General features: G+C 62.3%; 21 protein-coding genes. 8 read left to right on the forward strand and 13 right to left on the reverse strand.

What is annotated here, in order from left to right; translation table 11 throughout:
• Positions 1 to 15 precede the first annotated feature (15 nt).
• The 3 genes from Q0859_RS07615 to Q0859_RS07625 all read left to right on the forward strand — a co-directional run bounded on the left by Q0859_RS07615 (position 16) and on the right by Q0859_RS07625 (position 2,821).
• Complete coding sequence (locus Q0859_RS07615; RefSeq protein ID WP_299149356.1) at positions 16 to 645, forward strand: TRAP transporter small permease; 630 nt, start codon at positions 16 to 18, stop codon at positions 643 to 645.
• Positions 645 to 2,045, forward strand: coding sequence for a TRAP transporter large permease (locus tag Q0859_RS07620; RefSeq protein WP_299149357.1), 1,401 nt, complete (start codon positions 645 to 647; stop codon positions 2,043 to 2,045). The genes Q0859_RS07615 and Q0859_RS07620 overlap by 1 nt, the downstream gene beginning before the upstream one ends.
• Before the next feature lie 113 nt (positions 2,046 to 2,158).
• Positions 2,159 to 2,821, forward strand: coding sequence for a L,D-transpeptidase (locus Q0859_RS07625; RefSeq protein ID WP_299149358.1), 663 nt, complete (start codon positions 2,159 to 2,161; stop codon positions 2,819 to 2,821).
• Here Q0859_RS07625 and Q0859_RS07630 read toward each other — a convergent pair.
• Complete coding sequence (locus Q0859_RS07630; RefSeq protein WP_299149359.1) at positions 2,818 to 3,105, reverse strand: hypothetical protein; 288 nt, start codon at positions 3,103 to 3,105, stop codon at positions 2,818 to 2,820. The genes Q0859_RS07625 and Q0859_RS07630 overlap by 4 nt on opposite strands.
• A gap of 241 nt (positions 3,106 to 3,346) precedes the next feature.
• Between Q0859_RS07630 and Q0859_RS07635 the strand changes: the two genes are divergently transcribed.
• Positions 3,347 to 3,520, forward strand: coding sequence for a hypothetical protein (locus tag Q0859_RS07635; protein WP_299149360.1), 174 nt, complete (start codon positions 3,347 to 3,349; stop codon positions 3,518 to 3,520).
• Positions 3,521 to 3,667: 147 nt separating this feature from the next.
• Here the strand turns inward: Q0859_RS07635 and Q0859_RS07640 are convergent, their stop codons facing one another.
• The 11 genes from Q0859_RS07640 to Q0859_RS07690 form a co-directional block, all read right to left on the reverse strand.
• Entirely contained in the window at positions 3,668 to 4,384 is a 717-nt protein-coding gene (locus Q0859_RS07640; protein ID WP_299149361.1) for an ATP-binding cassette domain-containing protein, read from the reverse strand.
• A complete protein-coding gene (locus Q0859_RS07645; protein ID WP_299150191.1) occupies positions 4,378 to 5,082 on the reverse strand; it encodes an ABC transporter permease in 705 nt (234 codons plus the stop codon). Before Q0859_RS07645 ends, Q0859_RS07640 begins: the two co-directional genes overlap by 7 nt.
• 31 nt (positions 5,083 to 5,113) lie before the next feature.
• Positions 5,114 to 5,242: a hypothetical protein gene (locus Q0859_RS07650; RefSeq protein WP_299149362.1), complete on the reverse strand. Its 129-nt coding sequence runs from the start codon at positions 5,240 to 5,242 to the stop codon at positions 5,114 to 5,116.
• Entirely contained in the window at positions 5,239 to 6,561 is a 1,323-nt protein-coding gene (locus Q0859_RS07655; protein WP_299149363.1) for a c-type cytochrome, read from the reverse strand. Before Q0859_RS07655 ends, Q0859_RS07650 begins: the two co-directional genes overlap by 4 nt.
• The gene (locus tag Q0859_RS07660; RefSeq protein WP_299149364.1) at positions 6,562 to 7,764 is read right to left on the reverse strand and encodes a formate dehydrogenase subunit gamma; all 1,203 of its coding nucleotides are present in this window, start codon (positions 7,762 to 7,764) and stop codon (positions 6,562 to 6,564) included.
• 94 nt (positions 7,765 to 7,858) lie between these two features.
• On the reverse strand, positions 7,859 to 8,455 hold the full coding sequence (fdh3B, locus tag Q0859_RS07665; RefSeq protein WP_299149365.1) for a formate dehydrogenase FDH3 subunit beta: 597 nt from the start codon (positions 8,453 to 8,455) through the stop codon (positions 7,859 to 7,861).
• 14 nt (positions 8,456 to 8,469) lie between these two features.
• Positions 8,470 to 11,364, reverse strand: a complete 2,895-nt coding sequence (locus tag Q0859_RS07670; RefSeq protein WP_299149366.1) for a formate dehydrogenase subunit alpha — start codon at positions 11,362 to 11,364, stop codon at positions 8,470 to 8,472.
• A 67-nt stretch (positions 11,365 to 11,431) separates the two neighbouring features.
• Positions 11,432 to 11,635: a twin-arginine translocation signal domain-containing protein gene (locus Q0859_RS07675; protein WP_299149367.1), complete on the reverse strand. Its 204-nt coding sequence runs from the start codon at positions 11,633 to 11,635 to the stop codon at positions 11,432 to 11,434.
• Between the two features lie 56 nt (positions 11,636 to 11,691).
• On the reverse strand, positions 11,692 to 12,297 hold the full coding sequence (locus tag Q0859_RS07680) for a molecular chaperone TorD family protein (protein ID WP_299149369.1): 606 nt from the start codon (positions 12,295 to 12,297) through the stop codon (positions 11,692 to 11,694).
• On the reverse strand, positions 12,294 to 12,887 hold the full coding sequence (locus Q0859_RS07685; RefSeq protein WP_299149370.1) for a DUF3306 domain-containing protein: 594 nt from the start codon (positions 12,885 to 12,887) through the stop codon (positions 12,294 to 12,296). The genes Q0859_RS07680 and Q0859_RS07685 overlap by 4 nt, the downstream gene beginning before the upstream one ends.
• The gene (locus Q0859_RS07690) at positions 12,884 to 13,414 is read right to left on the reverse strand and encodes a DUF3305 domain-containing protein (RefSeq protein WP_299150194.1); all 531 of its coding nucleotides are present in this window, start codon (positions 13,412 to 13,414) and stop codon (positions 12,884 to 12,886) included. The genes Q0859_RS07685 and Q0859_RS07690 overlap by 4 nt, the downstream gene beginning before the upstream one ends.
• A 348-nt stretch (positions 13,415 to 13,762) precedes the next feature.
• Between Q0859_RS07690 and Q0859_RS07695 the strand changes: the two genes are divergently transcribed.
• Entirely contained in the window at positions 13,763 to 15,709 is a 1,947-nt protein-coding gene (locus tag Q0859_RS07695) for a 4Fe-4S binding protein (RefSeq protein ID WP_299149371.1), read from the forward strand.
• On the opposite strand, the gene Q0859_RS07700 is transcribed toward Q0859_RS07695, so the two are convergent.
• Complete coding sequence (locus Q0859_RS07700) at positions 15,703 to 16,428, reverse strand: hypothetical protein (protein ID WP_299149377.1); 726 nt, start codon at positions 16,426 to 16,428, stop codon at positions 15,703 to 15,705. The two genes, Q0859_RS07695 and Q0859_RS07700, sit on opposite strands and share 7 nt — an antisense overlap.
• A 95-nt stretch (positions 16,429 to 16,523) precedes the next feature.
• Here Q0859_RS07700 and Q0859_RS07705 point away from each other — a divergent pair, with 95 nt between their 5' ends.
• The 3 genes from Q0859_RS07705 to Q0859_RS07715 are packed head-to-tail and all read left to right on the forward strand — an operon-like array spanning position 16,524 to position 18,472.
• Positions 16,524 to 16,715, forward strand: a complete 192-nt coding sequence (locus Q0859_RS07705) for a DUF6494 family protein (protein ID WP_299149378.1) — start codon at positions 16,524 to 16,526, stop codon at positions 16,713 to 16,715.
• Complete coding sequence (locus tag Q0859_RS07710) at positions 16,716 to 17,771, forward strand: Mrp/NBP35 family ATP-binding protein (RefSeq protein WP_299149379.1); 1,056 nt, start codon at positions 16,716 to 16,718, stop codon at positions 17,769 to 17,771.
• Complete coding sequence (locus Q0859_RS07715; RefSeq protein WP_299149380.1) at positions 17,768 to 18,472, forward strand: biotin/lipoate--protein ligase family protein; 705 nt, start codon at positions 17,768 to 17,770, stop codon at positions 18,470 to 18,472. Before Q0859_RS07710 ends, Q0859_RS07715 begins: the two co-directional genes overlap by 4 nt.

An 18,472-nucleotide genomic window follows, 5' to 3' on the forward strand; every position in this document is an offset into this window, starting at 1 on the left:
AAAAAGGGACCAGATATGGCGGGAACCTCAACGGTCCTCGAAGATTCAAGCCTGCTCAGCCGGCTGGATCGTGGCCTTGTGCCCATCGAGCGGGTCATGGCGCTGCTCAGCGGTCTGGCCGCCTTTTCGCTGATGTTTCTTGCGGCCTATTCCGTGACGGGCCGTGAATTTTTCGAAAAACCGCTTCTCGGCTATGTTGATCTGATCGAAATGTTGATGCCGCTGATCGCGATCATGGGGGTCTCCTATGTGCAGCGCAATGGCGGGCATATCCGAATGGACATCATCATCGGTGCGATGAAGGGGCGCTGGCTGTGGTTCTTTGAACTGGTGTCGATCCTGCTGATCCTGATGCTGATGATCGCGCTTGTGTGGGGCTCATGGGCCCATTTCGACCGCTCCTTTGATTGTGCGCGACCCCTGTGCAGCCGCGACAGCTCTATCGACATCTCGCTGCCCATCTGGCCCAGCAAATTGATCGTACCCGTAGCTTTTGCGGTGCTGTGCCTGCGCCTTGTCCTGCAAGCTTTCGGTTACGGCCGCGCCTTCTGGCTGAACCTCGAGCGGCCCGTGGCCGTCCCCCTGATCCAAAGCGTGGCTGAACAGGCCATCGCCGAGGCCAAGTCCTTGGAAGGGGCAGACTGATGGATCCGATCACGATTGGTCTGTGGACCACCGGCGGCATGCTGTTCATGGTGTTCATGGGTATGCGCGTCGCCTTTGCCGCCGGTCTGGCCGGGTTCTTCGGCCTTGTCTGGCTGCGCTGGAACGGGTTCGACTATGACCCTGCGCGCCTTGGCAAGTCGATTGAAATCAGCGTGAAGATCGCAGGCCAAGTCCCTCATTCCAAAGTATCTTCGCAAGCTTTGTCCCTGATTCCCACCTTCATCCTGATCGGATATCTCGCCTATTACGCCAAGCTGACGACGGCCCTGTTTGAGGCTGCAAAACGCTGGATCGCGTGGGTGCCGGGTGGCTTGGCCGTCTCGACAGTGTTCGCGACCGCAGGCTTTGCCGCCGTGTCAGGGGCGTCCGTGGCGACGGCGGCGGTCTTTGCACGCATCGCCATCCCCGAAATGCTCAAGATCGGGTACAACAAACAATTCGCAGCCGGAGTTGTGGCGGCAGGCGGCACGCTGGCCTCGCTGATCCCGCCGTCGGCCATCCTCGTGATCTATGCGATCATCGTGGAACAGGACGTGGGCAAGCTGCTGCTGGCCGGGTTCATCCCCGGCGCGTTCTCGGCCATCATCTATGCCGCGATGATCATCGGGATCGCGCTGATCTGGAAGAATGTCGGCCCGCCCGTGTCCGGCTTTACGTGGAAAGAGCGGCTGGTCTCGCTGCCCCCGGCACTGCCCATTGTGGCGGTGGTCGTGATCATTATCTTCTTTGTCTACAACCCGTTCGGTGACGCCTGGGGCACCCCGACCGAGGGCGGGGCCGTGGGTGCCTTCATCGTGTTCCTGATGGCACTCTATCGCGGCATGCGTCTGAAGGAACTCAAGGATGCGCTGATTGAAACGGCCAAGCTGACGGTGATGATCTTCACCATCATCTGGGGGGTGCTGATCTATGTGCGCTTCCTTGGCTTCGCGGACCTGCCGGGTGCGTTTTCGGACTGGATCACATCGCTGACGGTGTCCCCGATGCTGATCCTGATCTGCATCCTGCTGGCCTATGCGGTGTTGGGTATGTTCATGGACGCCATCGGGATGCTGCTGTTGACCTTGCCGGTGGTCTATCCGGCGGTCATGGCGCTGAACGGAGGCGAGTTCGTGAGTGCGGCGGACAGCACATTCGGCATGTCCGGGCCCATGTGTGCGATCTGGTTCGGCATCCTCGTCGTCAAGATGGCCGAGTTCTGCCTGATCACTCCGCCCATTGGCCTCAACTGTTTCGTGGTGGCGGGCGTGCGTGATGATCTGAGCGTGCAGGACGTGTTCAAGGGCGTCACCCCATTCTTTGTGGCGGACGCCTTTACCATCGCCGGGTTGGTCGCCTTTCCGGGGATCGTGTTGTGGTTGCCGTCACTGGCGGGCTAGGGAAGCGCAACGGCCTTGGGCGGGTCAAGCCATACGTCCCACGCAGATGTGTCTGGACGGGATCACGCCTAATTTGATCTAATGACTGAAATACCTGCCGGGGGGCACCACACATGTTGACACGACGCCATTTCATTATGACCAGCACCGCGCTGTTTTCGACGCCATTGACAGGGGTCGCGCTGGCGCAGGCGGCGCCGTCCGCATCATGGGCGCGGTGGGATGCGCAGGTGACACCTGCCAATTACGACCCCGCAACGTCGAACCCGTGGGGCTTTCACCCCCGTTATCTGCCCCAACGGGTCGAACATAATCCCGGCCTCACGCCCGGCGACATCCATGTGGATGCGGTGGCGCGCTATCTTTATCACATCGGCACCGACGGGACGGCGGCGCGCTATGGCGTGTCCATCGCGCGGGGCAATCTGTATGAGCCGGGCACCTATGACATTCGGCGCAAGGCCAAGTGGCCCAAATGGACGCCCACCGCGGATATGATTGAACGCGACCCCGAACAGTTCGAGCAGTTCGCTGATGGGGTGCCGGGCGGGCCGACGAACCCGCTTGGCTCGCGCGCCCTTTACCTGTTTGTCGGCAACCGCGACACCTATCTGCGCATTCACGGCACACCGCATCCCCGCTCAATCGGGGGGCGGGCAAGCTCGGGCTGCGTACGCATGGTAATGGCCCACATCATCGGGCTTTATGAAGAGGTCACACCGGGTGCGCGTGCGATCCTCTACCCGGCAGAAAACGGTGTGACGGCAAGCAGTTAGGAACTGGCGTTGGCGGCGGTGGTCTGCGCTTTGGTGCAGATCGGCGCGCCTGTCGTGGTGCGCAACGGAAGCAGTGTGGATTCCACCGGCCCCTTGTGTAGATACCAATAGCACCCATCCTCGGGCAGCAACCGCACCTGATTTAGGTTCTGGCCCGGTGCCGCAATGTCCACGACGCCTTCGGGCAACTGGCCGATATAACCCCCGGTGGCCGTGCCCGGCAGATCGGTGCACGCGGCCCCTGTCAGTGCAATCATCAGCGCAGCCTTGGTGCGGAGCAACATGTGCGATCCTCTTTTGTCGGTTGGTATCTGATGCTTTGTCGCATTCTGCGCGCGTCCGTGCAATGCGGTGGCGTGTTGTGCTCTCCTGAATGCGCGGTCCGGTTCCATTCCCAAATATTTCTAAACCGCCTGATCTCCGGGCAAGGGCAGGGAAGTCGTCTCATTTTCGCAGCAGACCCCTTGCGTGTGATCCGGCCTGCGCTGATCCAGATGTAACTTTGCCAGCAAATGCGCCAAGACGGTGCTATGGCCCAAGACCTTCGCATCCCTGTTGTCGAACCCGACTCCGCGCGAGATCGTGGGCGCGCTGACCTTGGCCGGGTGGCGCGATGTCAAAGCGCCCGCTCAGATTTCTGGGCTTGATCGCATGGGCAAGGAGTTTGCGCCGGATATTGTGCTGATTTGTGAGCGATAGCCCAAGCGCCCCCTGTCACGCCTGGGACAGGGCGTTCATTGCGTCGGCGTGCTTTATGCGATGGATGGCGGGGTGGCAACGCCATCAGAAACGGTCGCCGCGAGAGCCGTGCAACATGGGGGCCCGATGCGGTGACGGGCCATCGTCTCAATCAACGATGTCGCCATCAAGGAACGCCCTGGTTTCGGCCTTTGCCGGAGCATCAAATACCTGCGCTGCGGCCCCCTGTTCGTGCAGCCCCCCGTTCAGCAGAAACACCACATCGCTGCCCAGACGGCGCGCCTGACCCAGATCGTGTGTCGTCATTATGATGCGCGTTCCGCTGTGATGCGCGGCGCGCAACACCGCCTCGATCTCGCGGGTGGAGCGCCCGTCAAGGTTCGCGCAGGGTTCATCGAGGAACAGGACCGATGGTTGGCGGATCAGCGCACGGGCGAGGGCAAGTTTCTGTTTCTCTCCGCCTGACAGGCGAGGGGCGGGTTGGTCCAGTACATCGGCCAATCCGACACGGCCTGCCCAGATCGCAACCTGCTGTGCAATCGGCACCTTGGGTGTGCCCAGCAATTGTAACGGATAGGCCAGATTGTTGCGCACCGACCGGCGCAACATGATGGGGCGCTGAAACACGTAGGCCTGCGCCTGTTGCGCCTGATCCGCAGGCCGGGACCATTGAACCGTGCCGCCTGACACACGCTCGACCCCGTGCAGCACCTTGAGCAGGGTGGTTTTGCCCGCCCCATTGGGGCCAAGAACGACGGTGAACCCGGCTTCGCCCAGATCCATATCAATCGGCCCAAGGATCGTCTTGCCCCGCCGTTTGACGGACACATTGCGCAGAGAGACGGACAGCGGAGGCATCACCATGTGCCGTGCCGTTCTGTGCGCGACAGGGTGTGGATGGCAAAGTTCACCATCAGCGCCAGCGCGATCAGGATAAAGCCGAGGCCAAGGGCGAGCGCAAAATCCCCCTTGCCGGTCTCAAGCGCGATGGCGGTGGTCAGCACGCGGGTCGCATGATCGATGTTGCCGCCCACGATCATAATCGCACCCACCTCGCCGATGGCGCGCCCAAAGCCTGCCAGCGCTCCCGTCAGCAGCGCGCGCCGCCCGTCCCAGATCAGCGTAGCGATCCGCTGGCGTTGGGTGGTGTTCAGCGAAATCAGCAGGTCGTGATATTCGGCCCACAGCTCGCGCATCGCCTGATGGGTGATGGATGCGATGAGGGGCGTGATGATGATGACCTGGGCGATGATCATGGCCGCCGGTGTGAACAGCAGGCCCAGCACCCCGAACGGGCCAGAGCGGGACAAAAGCAGATAGACGATCAGGCCAACCACCACGGGCGGTAAGCCCATCAGCGCGTTCAGCGTCGCAATCGTGGCGCGGCGAAACCGAAAGCGGCGAATGGCCAGCCACGTACCAAGGGGCAGGGCAATGGCCGAGGCGATCACAAGCGCTGACAGGCTCACCTGAAGCGAGCGCAACGTGATCTCGACCAGATCCGCGTCCAGCGACCAGATCAACTGAAAGGCGGCCAGCATCCCGGCCCAGATGTCGTTCATTTCCGAAAACTGCCCTCGCGCGCCATCGACATCAATCGTCGAGCCGGACAGCCGCACCAGAGCCGCGCTCCTGACTGGAAAACCCGGCCTCGTTCAGGATCAGGTACGCGCCCACTGAAACCACGCCCAGTGTCACAAACGCCAACAACATCGCTTTCATTTCAGGTCTCTTTCTGCATCCGTGTTGGTGCGCAAGTAGTCGATCAGGTCATCGCGGTCCTGCGGGTCAACGATCCGCTGCATGGGCATCTTGGTGCCGGGAATATAGTGGTCCGGGCCTTGGTCGAACAGCGCATTTATGGTCTGCGCTGTCCAGATGATATCCGAGCCGCGCAAAGTCTCGGAATAGGTATAGTCCGCCACTGTGCCTGCGCGCCGCCCAAACAGCGCATGCAGGCTGGGCCCCGCCCGTCGTGCGCTGCCTTGGCGGAGGGTGTGGCAGATTGAACATTTGCGCTTGAACTGCCGTTCGCCATTGGCCAGCGTTTCGGGCTTTTCCAGAAAGCTGCGCGGTGTGTCGGCCATGGGATCGAGCGTGGTCATGGTATCCACAGGCCAGGAATAGACGATGTCCTCGATCCCGCCCGCATGCAGGTTCTGCCCATCGGGCGAAAAGGCCAGCGCCCAGACCGGTCCGTTGCGCGCTGCGCGAAAGTCGTGGGTGATCTGCATCGCCCCGGTGTCGATCAGCATGATAAAGCCCTGGCCATCGCCCACGGCAAGCGTTTTGGTTGCGGGTGCATAAGCCATCGACAGGATGGGGCGACGATCCAGGGTGAAGTCGGCAAGGGGGGCACCTGTCGCAAGGTCCAGTATCCGCGTGCCCCCGTCGGTTGCGCCATATGCCAACCACCCGTCAGCATCGTTCACCACCAGCTCGTTCACCCCGAACCCGTGTTTGGCGATGACGGTTGAGGCCGCAGTCGGGTCTTGCACGTTCCATGACCGGATCGTCCCATCGACGGATGCGGAATAAAGCGTGTTGCCATCCCCGCCGAAGGCCACGGCATTCACGCCCTGTTTGTGTCCGGTCATGTGGGCGGTGCTGATTTGCCAGTCTGGCAGGGGCGCGTCGCGTTGGGTCACACTGGTCAGGCCGATGCGGTGATCCCACGAGGCGGTTGCGATGGTCTGCCCGTCTGGTGACACAGCGATATCGACAATCTTGGCGGTATGCGCCAAAGCCTTGCGCCCCGTGTCATCCGCCCAAAGCCACAGCTGGTTGTCATCCCCGCCCGACGCAAGCAGGCCCGTGTCCACAAAGCGTACCACATTGACCGCCGCCCGGTGCCCTTCGTGCCATGCTGGTACGTCGCCCTGCCAGACCCCCACCGAGTTGTCAAAACTCGCCGTCGCGATCTGGCCCGAGGCCGACACGGTCACATCCATGATCGGACCGCCATGGCCCCTGAGCGTGAAAAACTCCTGCGCCGCCAGAGGGGTCGCGCCCAGCACCGCTATGGCCAGTGCGCGCCACATCTATTCGGCGGGTGTGGCACTTTTGGGGGCGGCGGCCTTCTGGGCCTTCACCTCTTCGACCCAGAGCGAGTGGTGCTCACGCGCCCATTGTTCCTCGACCTCACCCGAACCCATGGCGTCATAGGCCCCCTCCATCCCCACGGTGCCGATGTAGATGTGCGCAAAGATGATCGCCATCAGCACGAAGCTGACCATGGCGTGCCACAGTTGGGCGTATTGCATTTCCTCATGCGGGGCGAGGGTGGTGGGCAATTCGCCCAGACCCAACGCGCCCGAGATGCCAAAGCTGTTCAGTTTGGCAAAGGTCGCAGCGAACATGTTCAGCTCGAACGGGAAGAGCAGGGCGAGGCCGGACACGGAAATCGACGTCCCCAGCACGATCACCGACCAGAAGATCAGCTTTTGGCCCGCATTGAATTTCTTGGCCGGAGGGTGCCCCTTGCCAAAGATACCACCGCCCTTGAGCAACCAGTTGATGTCCGAGCGGTGGGGCAGGTTGTGATAGACCCACATCACGAAGATCATCACCAGCGCGATCATAAACGCCCATGAGACGTTGTTGTGGATCCATTTGGAGGCCAGAGCGAGCGTCGCAAATGCCTCGTGACCAAAGGCCGGGATCAGCACCTTGCGCCCAAACAGCGACACAAGGCCGGTGATCCCAAGCAGGATGAACGAGCCCGCCAGCAGCCAGTGTCCGAACCGTTCAACAGCCTTGAAACGTTCGATGGTGCGCCCCGTTTTCTCGCCTTCGATGCGGATGCGACCCCGGATCAGAAAGAACAGGGCCAGCAGCGCAAGCGTGCCCCCAAGCAGATAGGCCCCATAGGTCGCAAGTGGCCCCTCGCGGAACAGCAGCCAGCGCATGCCGCCATCCTGAATAAGCGTCGTGGCCGCGGGCCCATTGTTGGAGGCCGTGATATCAGCCGAGCCAAAGCGCAACGCGCGCCACAACTCTGGATCAGAAGCCCCGCCAAGCGTGCCAAGCTGGTTGGCGATGCCCGCCGCATTGTCCGGGTCGCCGGTCGCGCTGGATCGGAAAGTGTTGTCGACCACTTCGCCGCGCTGGCGGGCCAGAATGTCCTCAAGCGTTTGCGCACCCCCCGTGGCGGAGCGATCCGGGGCGGGGGCGGTGCCGTCCTGCGCCTGTGCGATTGTGGCAAACGACAGGGTCAGCAGCAGTGCGATCAACGTGCGAAACATCCCGAACTCCCTTTGGTGGCGTGATGGTGAAAAAAGGGCGACCCGGTTCGGGGCCGCCCTGATCTCTGGTCTCTCGTGGTCCAGTCAGGGCCGATTAGCCGCCTTGCCGACCATAGGCTGATCCCCAGCCCCATGCGCCCGATCCGAACCCGCGGGCGACAACGCGCTCGCGGTAGATGCCCGACACCACATCGCCATCACCGGCCAGCAGGGCCTTGGTCGCGCACATCTCGGCGCAGATCGGCAATTTGCCTTCCGCGATCCGGTTGCGCCCGTATTTGGCAAACTCGGCGGTCGAGTGGGTCTCTTCGGGGCCACCGGCACAGAAGGTGCACTTGTCCATCTTGCCGCGCGATCCGAAGTTGCCCGCCTGAGGGAACTGTGGGGCACCAAAAGGGCAGGCATAGAAACAATAGCCACAACCGATGCACAGGTCCTTGGAATGCAGCACGACCCCTTCTTCGTTCTGATAGAAGCAATCGACCGGGCAGACGGCCATGCAGGGCGCGTCCGAACAGTGCATGCACGCCACCGAGATGGAGCGTTCACCGGGACTGCCATCATTGATGGTGACAACCTTGCGGCGGTTGATGCCCCACGGCACTTCGTGTTCGTTTTTGCAGGCTGTAACGCAGGCGTTGCATTCAATGCAGCGTTCGGCGTCGACGAGAAATTTTGCTCTTGCGGCCATTTTCAATATCCTCCTTACGCTGTCCAGATTTTGCAGAGAGTGGCTTTGGTCTCTTGCATCTGGGTCACTGAATCATAGCCATAGGTCTGTGCCGTGTTGCTGCTTTCGCCCAACACATAGGGATCGGCCCCCTCTGGGTACTTGCCCCTCAGGTCTTCGCCCTCAAGATGGCCGCCAAAGTGGAACGGCATAAAGGCGACGCCCTCTCCGACCCGCTCTGTCACCATGGCCATCACCTTGACCTTGGCCCCTTCCGGGCCTTCGACCCAGACCTGCGCACCATCCCGGACACCGAGGTTGTTGGCATCGCGCGTGTTGATCTCGACGAACATGTCCTGCTGAAGCTCGGCCAGCCAGGGGTTGGAGCGGCTCTCATCACCACCCCCCTCATATTCGACCAGACGCCCGGATGTCAGAACGATGGGGTAATCCTTGGAAAAGTCGTTCTTCTGGATCGAGGCATATAGCGTTGGAAGGCGGTAGAACTTGCGATCCTCATATGTGGGATAGTCTTCGACCAGATCGCGACGGTTGGTATAAAGCGGCTCGCGGTGGAGCGGCACGGGGTCGGGGAAGGTCCAGACCACGGCGCGGGCCTTGGCATTGCCGAAGGGTGCACATTCATGTGCGATGGCCACCCGCTGGATGCCGCCTGACAGGTCGGTTTTCCAGTTCGTCTCGGGACCGGCAATCGCGTCGATGGTGGCACGTTCCCCGGCCGTCAACTCGTTGTCCCAACCAAGGTCCATCAGCATTTGCATGGTGAATTCAGGATATCCGTCCTGAATGTCGGACCCGGCGGAATAGACGCCCTCGGCCAGCAGGTTTTCGCCGTCCCGTTCCACGCCGAACCGGGCGCGGAAGGTCAGGCCCCCTTCGGAGACGGGCTTGGACATGTCATAGAGGTTCGGCGTGCCCGGATGGTTCATCTCGGGCGTGCCCCAGCTTGGCCATGGCAGACCGTAATAGTCGCCATCCGCCGGTCCCCCCACCGCTTGCAGCGTGGTGCGATCAAAGGTGTGCTGGTTGGCCATATGTGTCTTGATCCGCTCGGGGCTTTGCCCGGTATAGCCAACAGTCCACATGCCCCGGTTGAACTCACGTGTGATGCTTTCCACGTTCGGGGTGTCGGGACCGTCCATCTCGATGTTGCGGAACAGACGATCACCCCAGCCGAACTTGTTGGCGAACTTGGCCATGATGACCTCGTCGGGCAGCGACTCAAACAGCGGATCAACCACCTTGTCGCGCCATTGCAGGCTGCGGTTGGAGGCGGTGACAGACCCGCGCGTTTCGAACTGCGTACAGGCGGGCAGCAGGTACACCCCATCGGTGCGGTCATGCAGTACCGCGGACACGGTAGGGTAGGGATCGACCACGACAAGCATATCCAGCTGCTCCATCGCGGTCTTCATTTCCTTCATCCGGGTCTGCGAGTTGGGCGCATGACCCCACAGGACCATGGCGCGCACCTTGTTGGGGTTGTCCATGTTGTCGGGGTCTTCAAGCACCCCGTCGATCCAGCGCGAGACGGGGATACCCGTCAGGTTTTGAAAGGTGGTGTCGTTGCCATCGGCATCCTTGCCGGTGGCGAACTGCGCCTTGAGCCAGTCGCCGTCCTCTTCCCAGACGCGGCCCCAGTGGGCCCAGGCCCCCGCGGACAGGCCATAATAGCCGGGCAGGGTGTGGGACAGGACGCCTAGGTCCGTGGCACCCTGCACGTTGTCATGGCCGCGGAAGATGTTGGTGCCACCCCCTGCGGTGCCCATGTTTCCAAGGGCCAGTTGCAGCACGCAATAGGCGCGTGTGTTGTTGTTGCCGTTGGTGTGCTGGGTGCCGCCCATGCACCAGATCACGGTGCCGGGGCGGTTGTTGGCCATGGTGCGGGCCACGCGTTTGAGTTGCGAGGCGGGCGCACCGGTGACACGTTCGACCTCGTCCGGGGTCCAGCGGGCAACTTCGTCCCTGATCTGGTCCATGCCCCAGACGCGGGTGCGGATGAATTCCTTGTCCTCCCACCCGTTGTCAAAGATGTGCCATAGGATCCCCCACACAAGCGCCACATCCGTGCCGGGCCGGAAGCGCACGTACTCGTCCGCATGGGCGGCTGTGCGGGTAAAGCGCGGATCGCACACGATCACGGGCGCGTTGTTCTGTTCCTTGGCGCGCAGCAGGTGCAGCAGCGACACGGGGTGCGCCTCGGCGGGGTTGCCGCCGATGATGAAGATCGCCTTGGAATTGTGGATATCATTGTAGCTGTTCGTCATGGCGCCGTAGCCCCATGTGTTGGCCACACCCGCCACCGTGGTCGAGTGGCAGATCCGGGCCTGATGATCCACGTTGTTGGTGCCCCAATAGGCCGCGAACTTGCGGAACAGATAGGCCTGTTCGTTGTTATGCTTGGCCGAGCCGAGCCAGTAGACCGAATCCGGCCCGCTTTCCTCGCGGATGTTCATCATGCCGTCGCCGATCTCGTCTATGGCCTGTTCCCAGCTGATGCGCTTCCACTCTCCGCCTTCTTTCTTCATCGGATACTTGAGGCGACGCTCGCCATGGGCGTGTTCGCGCACCGCCGCCCCCTTGGCGCAGTGGGCTCCGAGGTTGAAGGGGCTGTCCCATCCGGGTTCCTGCCCCGTCCAGACGCCATTGCTGACCTCAGCGATGACGGTGCAGCCGACCGAACAGTGGGTGCAGACCGATTTGATGGTCTCGACCGCGCCGGTAAAGGCAGTGGCCGCCTGAGCCTGGGTGACGGTGCCCCCGGTTGCGGAAATTGCGGCAAGGCCCCCGATCGCCAACCCGGACCCGCGCAGGAAGGCCCGGCGATCTACGGATGTTTCGGCAATATCGGACAGGACGCCGGTGCGTTGAGGGCGTCGCGCGGTTCCGTTGGTTTTCTTCTTCAGCATGTGTCTTACTCCCTTGGTGCCTGAGCGCGGAGCGCCCGGTGCCTGAAAAGTGTTAACGTCCGATCACTCAGAACCGGGCGCTGTCGAGATAGGCGCGGGTATGCGCGGTGTCCTGCATGGTCTCGGATGTCGGATCCACAGGCTGGGCCTCAGCCGCGTCTGCGCCCGCAGCCAGTGCCACAGCAGCAGCAGGGGCGGACGTCCCGGCCAGTTTCAGAAAGTCGCGGCGGTTCTTGCCGCGGGCCTTTTCGGTCAGGGCTTTCTTCGTCATGGGATGTCTCCCTCCTTGGTGTTGTGGTGGGCGTCCCCACCGAATGTGTGACCGGATCAGCCGGTTGTCATGCGAAACGCTTCGCGCTCAATATCCATGAATGCCCGCCCCACGCTGCCCACGCAGGCATAAAAGACCGAGTTCTTGGCCCCCTCAAGGTCGGTAAAGAAATGCCCGGCCCAGGGGTCTATGTGTTTGTTAAAGAATGATTTTTGATCTTCAAGGCTGGCGGGGCCGCGAAAGCGACCCACGATCATGCCCGCCATCATCTCCATCAGGGAGGCGATGTTGTCTTCGGGTTCGAATACGTTCTGGGCGCGGGTCATACCGCGCGCGGCCATGTCGGTGCGCAGGTTTGCCAGCGGTTTCTCGTTCAGGAACCCGGTGAGGTAGTAGCTGGCGTAGGGCAGCAACTCGCCCCGGCCGAGGCCCACGAACAGCGCATTGAATTCGCTGGTGACCTTGCGTGGTCTGCTGACGGCAGCAACGCGGGACAGGCCTGCAATCGCCTGCCCCAACGCGCTGTCATCCCCCGAAAGCCCCGTACATTGGTCAATCAGCAACTGGTCGGGCGGATGGGACAACAGCAGACCCAAAAAATTATAAAGATCGGCGCGCAGGCGATCCTCGGCAGAGACGCGGATATCTTCGGCAGCGGTCACGCGACGTCCTCGATTGTGAATGTCATGCGGCGGGGGGCAGGGCTGGGCGCTGAGCCGTCGTGTTCAAGCTGTGCATCGGTCGCCTCAAGAGGGTGGTCGTCCTCGATCACGTCCGCGACGATCAGGGGCGCGTCGTCCTCCATCTCTTCCATCTGATCTGGCGCTTCCGGCGCGTCGCGTTCTGCGGCCTGCCGGGCCATTTCCTCGACATGTTTCAACATGCCCTTGCCCACCTGATAGGCAGTCTGGATATTCTCGACAGCCATCGCGGCATCGGTGAAATCCTCACCATAGTCGACCAGCATATCCACGTTCGCGAGCACCGGGTTCGACCGCCACAGCGTGCGCAGGGCGCGGCGTCGGATTTGGTCGGGCACGGCCGTGGCCATGAAGGCGGAAAAGTCATCACCGTGCACCATCGTGTCGGGGTTGGGCAGGTTCAGGGCGGCCAGCATCTCGGCCTCGTCCATCTCTTGCAGGGCGGCGTGGTCCTGGGCCTGTGCCTCGGCTGTGCGGGCTGCCTCCTCGGCCTGGGCTTCGGCTGCGACACCCGCCCGTCTGCGGGCCCAGAAATCAGCGCGACCGCTCAATGCACACGCTCCTTGGCTGTAGGTGCCCGGTACACATCTGCGACCTGGCGGATGCGCGCATCGCCAATTCCGTCTTCCTTGCGATCCACACGGGCCTTGTCGCGGCGGCGTTTGACGAAGACTTCGTCCTCGTGATGCACCTCAACAAAGTCTCGGATCCACGCGATCAACCCCTCGGGCATCGGCACCTTTTCGACCAGTTCCTCGCCCGTATCCGCATAGTCCTGCGCCTCATAGGGCGAGGCGGTGGCCAGCACGATGTCAAGCGGACGGCCTTCGGTGCCAGGGCGCATCACAACGTAGATGGCCGGCACCTTGGCAGACAGGCCATGCAGATACGCCTCGGTATCGGTGCGAAACAGCTCAAGCGGTAATGTCGCGGCGTGGTATTCGACCGTTTCGCCATCACGGCGCAGTTCCTTCCAATCCGCCCTTGCAGCACCCGGCAAGACGGCCACGGCCTTCCAGACATGCGCAACCCAACGCGTCACACCCGGTGCTTTGCGGATGACGATGCCCAATGGCATTGAAATGGATTTGTGACTGTCGCTTTGCACTGTGGCCTCGGCAAGTGGACATATATGCCTTTACTTTAATGATCCGCAGGCATTCGCAAAGAAGTTTTTGCGGCCAGTCATTTTGCTGCCCGCTTGATGCTGCGGCGCGGCGTGCGGTTCCTTTCGGTTTTGGCGCTTTGAGGCGCGAAATGGGCTGAAATTGCGCAATTGCGCTGATTTTGCAAAAATCCCGATGCGGATGCAGCAATTTGCGATGCGCGGGCCAAAGCACATAAAGACGGTTTACCAACGTGCAGATTCGCGACTAGCGTGTCGGACGTTCAGCCGTTTCGGGCGGTGCGACAGGGAGATCACACCATGGCCAGACATCTGATCTTGTGCAACTGCGCGGGCAGTCAGAATGTCGATGCGGATGCGATTGCAAACGGGTCCGGCCTGACCTGTTCAAAGGTCCATACGGCGTTGTGCACCACCCAGATTGCAGCCGCCGAAGCCGCGTTGGGGCAGGGGGACGCGATGATCGCCTGCCAGCAGGAGCGCCAAACCTTCGAAGAACTGGCCGCCGCGCTGAACGTGGATGCCCCCGGCTTTGTCGATCTGCGGGACAGAGCCGGATGGGGTACGGGCGATGTGGCCCCCAAGATGGCCGCACTGGCGGCAGAGGCCGCATTGGTCCTGCCCATGGGCAAGTCGGTGGATGTGGTCTCTGAAGGGACCTGTCTGATCGTTGGTGGTGCAGCTGCGCTGGCGGCGGCGGGCGCGCTTTGCGATGTGCTGGCCGTCACCGTCCTTGTTCCGTCTGCCGATCTGATCCCCGTGGACCGCCGGTTTGACTGTGTCGTCGGGCAGGTGCGCACGATCTCGGGTGCGCTTGGCGGGTTCACGGTCAAGCTTGACGCATTCCAGCAGGTGATGCCGGGCGGGCGCGGGGCCTTTGGGCTTGGCGCGCCGCAGGATGGTGCCGTGTCGGGATGTGATGTTGTGCTGGACCTCAGTGGCAATACCGCATTGGTGCAGGCACCCCACAAACGTGAAGGATATGTGCGCGCCGATCCCACCCATCCCCCTTCGATTGCAGCGGCGGTGCTTGAGGCGTCCCAACTGATCGGCACTTTTGAAAAGCCTCTTTATGTGCGGCTGGAACCGACCTTGTGCGCCCATAGCCGTGCCGAACAACCAGCCTGTTCCAACTGCCTCAATGTCTGCCCCACAGGCGCGATCACCTCCGCAGGGGAGCATGTGGCGATTGACCCGATGATTTGCGCGGGCTGCGGGTCTTGTTCGGCGGTGTGCCCGTCCGGTGCGATCAGCTATGACGCGCCCCCGGTTGAGACGGTGTTCAAACGGCTGGCAACGCTGGCCGCGACCTACCGCAAGGCAGGCGGCATGCACGCCCGCCTTCTGGTGCATGACGCAGAACATGGGCGCGAGATGATCGCGCTTGGCGCACGTTTCGGGGTGGGGTTGCCCGGCCACGTCATCCCGCTTGAGGTTGATGCGTTGTCGGGGTTTGGCCATGCCGAGATGCTGGCCGCACTGGCCTGCGGGTTCGAACATGTGGACGTGCTGATGTCGCCCAAGACGGAACCGGATGTGATCGAAGCGCAGGCGGAATTGGCGATGGCAATGGCGGGCGGACAGGCGGTGCGGTTGCTGCATGTGGCCGACCCCGATGCGCTGTGCACAACACTGGCCGAGGACGCACCCGCGCCCATCACCTGCGCCCCCGTCCTGCCGTTAGGATCACGCCGCCAGGTCGCGCGGCTGTCCGCCAAGGCGTTGCAGCCGGGTGCCGAGGTGGTGGCACTGCCCCAGGGCGCGCCCTATGGGGCTGTGCTGGTGGACAAGGACGCCTGCACGCTCTGCCTGTCCTGCGTGTCGCTGTGTCCCTCGGGCGCATTGGGCGACAATGCGGACCTGCCGCAACTGCGCTTTCAGGAAGACGCCTGCCTGCAATGCGGGCTGTGCAGTACCATCTGCCCCGAACAGGCGATCACCTTGCAACCGCAAATGGACCTGACCGATGCAGCGCTTGGCCAGCGGGTGCTCAACGAGGAGGAACCCTTTGCCTGCATCGAATGCGGCAGTCTGTTCGGGTCCAAATCCACCATTGCCCGGATCACCGAAAAGCTTGCGGGCAAGCACGCGATGTTTGCCACCTCGGATGCGGCCAAGATGATCCAGATGTGCGAAAACTGCCGGATACAGGCCCAGTATCATTCCGAAAACAATCCGTTTCAGGGCCGTGATCGCCCCCGCGTGCGCACCTCGGACGACTACTTTGCCAAGCGCAAGGATCACTGAAGCTGGATCGGGTCCCCAAGGTCGGCAGGCGCAATCGAGCCGACATAGGCGGTGATGGCCTCGATCTGTTCGACAGTGACTTCGATGGGCGCAATGGGCGAGGGCAGGTGTTCGGCGAAGGGGGCGGTCACGTCCGTAACTTGCGTGAAGGCGGGGTGCGGACGCAGCAGAAAGAACGTCTCGAACCGGGCCTGCCAGTCGGGAAAGGTGCGCATCAGCGCGAACGAGGGCGAAGAGCCTATGGCGTTCATCCGGTTCGTGTCGTTGATCACATGGCAGCGCCCGCATTGCTGGAGGCTGACCGCTTCGCCAAGGGCCGTATCCCCGGTGATCACGACCTGATCGGGCACAGCCACTGCGCCGACATCGGCGCTGAACATCGCAGTGCCGTTAGGCGCAAACGCTTCGATCGTGCGCGCGCCCACATCTGACAACAGCCAGTCCTGAAAGGCGTCCGTATAGGGGCCGTCGGTCTTGGCCAGATGCCAGATCGTGTTCCCTTGGGCAAAGACGGGCGTGCCTTCCGACCCGATACTTGCGTCGGTGTCTGTCTCCACAAACGTGACGCGTATCCCGGTCTTGAGCGAAAAGCGCGGCAGCAGATGTTTCAGAAACCCGGTTTCGACCAACATAGCGGGGGCATGCAGGGTAAACGCCTTGTCCTGCGCAACCAGCGGACCTGCCAGCAGAATGAATAGACATGCCAGTGTCCTCGTCATGGCGTGCGCAGCCTTCGGATGTGTCTGGTTGCGGTCCAGCCTAGGGGCGCTAGGGTAGGTTCGTCAATAATTGCGACCAGTCAAAGGACGTCCCCATGAGTGATGATTTCAACATGTCGATGCGCAAATTCCTCAAGCAGGTGGGGGTGACCTCGCAGCAGGCCATCGAAACCGCCATGCGCGAGGCGGGCGATACTGCGGGCAAGACGTTTGAGGCCAAGGTGGTGCTGCGTATCGAGGGGCTCGACCTTGAACATGTCGTCATCGGCAAGATCGAAGGCGCATAGATGGCTCTGACCCGCGAACAGGTGCTGGCCTGCCTGAAAGAGGTCAAGGCCCCGTCGGGCGTTGATCTGGTCGAGGCGGGGCTTGTGCGTGCGCTCAATGTCGAGGACGGCGCGGTGCGCTTTGTAATGGAGGTTGATCAGCCTGATCCCTTCCTGCCTGCCAAGGCGGAAGCCGAGGAAAAGCTACGTGCGCTCGGGGCCGCGTCCGTCTCAATCGTGATGACGGCCCACGCCAAACCCGCCGCACCCCCCGATCTGGGAACAGCGCGCAAATCCGAATCCAAGGGCCCTGAAAGGATCGCAGGCATTGACCGCATCATCGCTGTGGCCTCGGGTAAGGGCGGGGTGGGCAAATCCACCGTCACCGCCAATCTGGCCTGTGCACTGGCCGCCGAGGGGCGACGTGTTGGCGTGCTGGACGCGGATGTCTACGGCCCCTCGCAGCCCCGTATGCTTGGGGTGTCGGGCCGCCCGCAAAGCCCGGATGGCAAGATCATCCTGCCCTTGCGCAATTACGGGGTGACGATGATGTCCATCGGCCTGATGACGAACGAGGATCAGGCGGTGGTCTGGCGCGGGCCGATGCTGATGGGCGCGCTGCAACAGATGCTGGGGCAGGTGCAATGGGGCGCGCTTGATGTGCTGATCGTGGACCTGCCGCCGGGCACGGGCGATGTGCAGATGACGCTGGCCCAGAAGGCGCATCTGGACGGGGCGGTGATTGTCTCGACCCCGCAGGATGTGGCCTTGTTGGACGCGCGCAAGGGGATCGACATGTTCAACCAGATGGGCACTCCCGTGATCGGCATGATCGAGAACATGAGCACGCATATCTGCTCGAATTGTGGGCACGAGGAACATGTCTTTGGCCACGGCGGTGTGCGGGCTGAGGCCGAAAAGCTGGGTGTGCCGCTGTTGGCTGAAATCCCGCTGCACCTCGATATTCGCGTCGCCGCCGACGGGGGGGCACCGATTGTGGTGTCAAAACCCGACAGCGCGCAGGCACAGGCCTTCCGCACGGTGGCGCGCACCTTGATCGAGGCAGACAAGGCATGACGTCCCCGTCCTTTCCTCCGGTCTTTGACGGGCTGGCGGTGGACGCGGGGAACGATCCGTTTGAGGTCGCGCGCGCCGAGGCGGTGCGGGGCTGTGATGCGGGGCTTGTGGTTTACGATCTGGGGGCGAACACATTGCGGGCGGCCTTGGTTTTCGCCCCCGAAGTGGGCTTGCACGAGGCGGTGGTGATGCTCCCGCTTTGCGGCGTCGGGTTTCAGAACGCTCTGGGCGCGCTCGCCCCGCCCGAGGTGGCGGTGCATCTGGACTGGGACGGCGGCATCAGGGTGAACGGGGCGGTCTGCGGTCGGCTGCGGATGGCTGCGTCCACGCACGACCCCAAAGCGGAACCCGATTGGCTTGTAATTGGACTGGAACTGCCACTCTGGCCCGAAGATGACGATACCGGACATACCCCCAATCAAACTGCGCTCTATGCCGAAGGATGTGCCGAGGTGGACGCCGCACGCCTGCTGGAATCCTGGGTGAAACACACGCTTGTGGGGATCAATACGTGGCTTGAACGGGGCTGCGCGCCCGTACATACGCAGTGGACCGCCTTGGCGTATGGTATCGACGAATCAACCCGGCTGAACGGTCGCAGTGGCACATATCTGGGGGTGGATGAACATTTCGGGATGCTGCTGCGTGACGCGGACACCACGCATCTGATCCCGCTCATACAGCTTTTGGAGGGCCCCTGA

Source organism: uncultured Tateyamaria sp. (assembly GCF_947497045.1).
Lineage (GTDB): Bacteria > Pseudomonadota > Alphaproteobacteria > Rhodobacterales > Rhodobacteraceae > Tateyamaria.

Excerpts from the sequence above, each read along its gene's own strand:
- Q0859_RS07625 (WP_299149358.1), top strand. The coding sequence starts at position 2,159 with ATGTTGACACGACGCCATTTCATTATGACCAGCACCGCGCTGTTTTCG.
- Q0859_RS07645 (WP_299150191.1), bottom strand. The coding sequence starts at position 5,082 with ATGAACGACATCTGGGCCGGGATGCTGGCCGCCTTTCAGTTGATCTGG.
- Q0859_RS07715 (WP_299149380.1), top strand. The coding sequence starts at position 17,768 with ATGACGTCCCCGTCCTTTCCTCCGGTCTTTGACGGGCTGGCGGTGGAC.
- Q0859_RS07705 (WP_299149378.1), top strand. The coding sequence starts at position 16,524 with ATGAGTGATGATTTCAACATGTCGATGCGCAAATTCCTCAAGCAGGTG.
- Q0859_RS07695 (WP_299149371.1), top strand. The coding sequence starts at position 13,763 with ATGGCCAGACATCTGATCTTGTGCAACTGCGCGGGCAGTCAGAATGTC.
- Q0859_RS07650 (WP_299149362.1), bottom strand. The coding sequence starts at position 5,242 with ATGAAAGCGATGTTGTTGGCGTTTGTGACACTGGGCGTGGTTTCAGTG.
- Q0859_RS07710 (WP_299149379.1), top strand. The coding sequence starts at position 16,716 with ATGGCTCTGACCCGCGAACAGGTGCTGGCCTGCCTGAAAGAGGTCAAG.
- Q0859_RS07655 (WP_299149363.1), bottom strand. The coding sequence starts at position 6,561 with ATGTGGCGCGCACTGGCCATAGCGGTGCTGGGCGCGACCCCTCTGGCG.
- Q0859_RS07620 (WP_299149357.1), top strand. The coding sequence starts at position 645 with ATGGATCCGATCACGATTGGTCTGTGGACCACCGGCGGCATGCTGTTC.
- Q0859_RS07640 (WP_299149361.1), bottom strand. The coding sequence starts at position 4,384 with ATGGTGATGCCTCCGCTGTCCGTCTCTCTGCGCAATGTGTCCGTCAAA.
- Q0859_RS07700 (WP_299149377.1), bottom strand. The coding sequence starts at position 16,428 with ATGACGAGGACACTGGCATGTCTATTCATTCTGCTGGCAGGTCCGCTG.
- Q0859_RS07615 (WP_299149356.1), top strand. The coding sequence starts at position 16 with ATGGCGGGAACCTCAACGGTCCTCGAAGATTCAAGCCTGCTCAGCCGG.
- Q0859_RS07660 (WP_299149364.1), bottom strand. The coding sequence starts at position 7,764 with ATGTTTCGCACGTTGATCGCACTGCTGCTGACCCTGTCGTTTGCCACA.
- Q0859_RS07630 (WP_299149359.1), bottom strand. The coding sequence starts at position 3,105 with ATGTTGCTCCGCACCAAGGCTGCGCTGATGATTGCACTGACAGGGGCC.
- Q0859_RS07675 (WP_299149367.1), bottom strand. The coding sequence starts at position 11,635 with ATGACGAAGAAAGCCCTGACCGAAAAGGCCCGCGGCAAGAACCGCCGC.
- fdh3B (WP_299149365.1), bottom strand. The coding sequence starts at position 8,455 with ATGGCCGCAAGAGCAAAATTTCTCGTCGACGCCGAACGCTGCATTGAA.
- Q0859_RS07690 (WP_299150194.1), bottom strand. The coding sequence starts at position 13,414 with ATGCCATTGGGCATCGTCATCCGCAAAGCACCGGGTGTGACGCGTTGG.
- Q0859_RS07670 (WP_299149366.1), bottom strand. The coding sequence starts at position 11,364 with ATGCTGAAGAAGAAAACCAACGGAACCGCGCGACGCCCTCAACGCACC.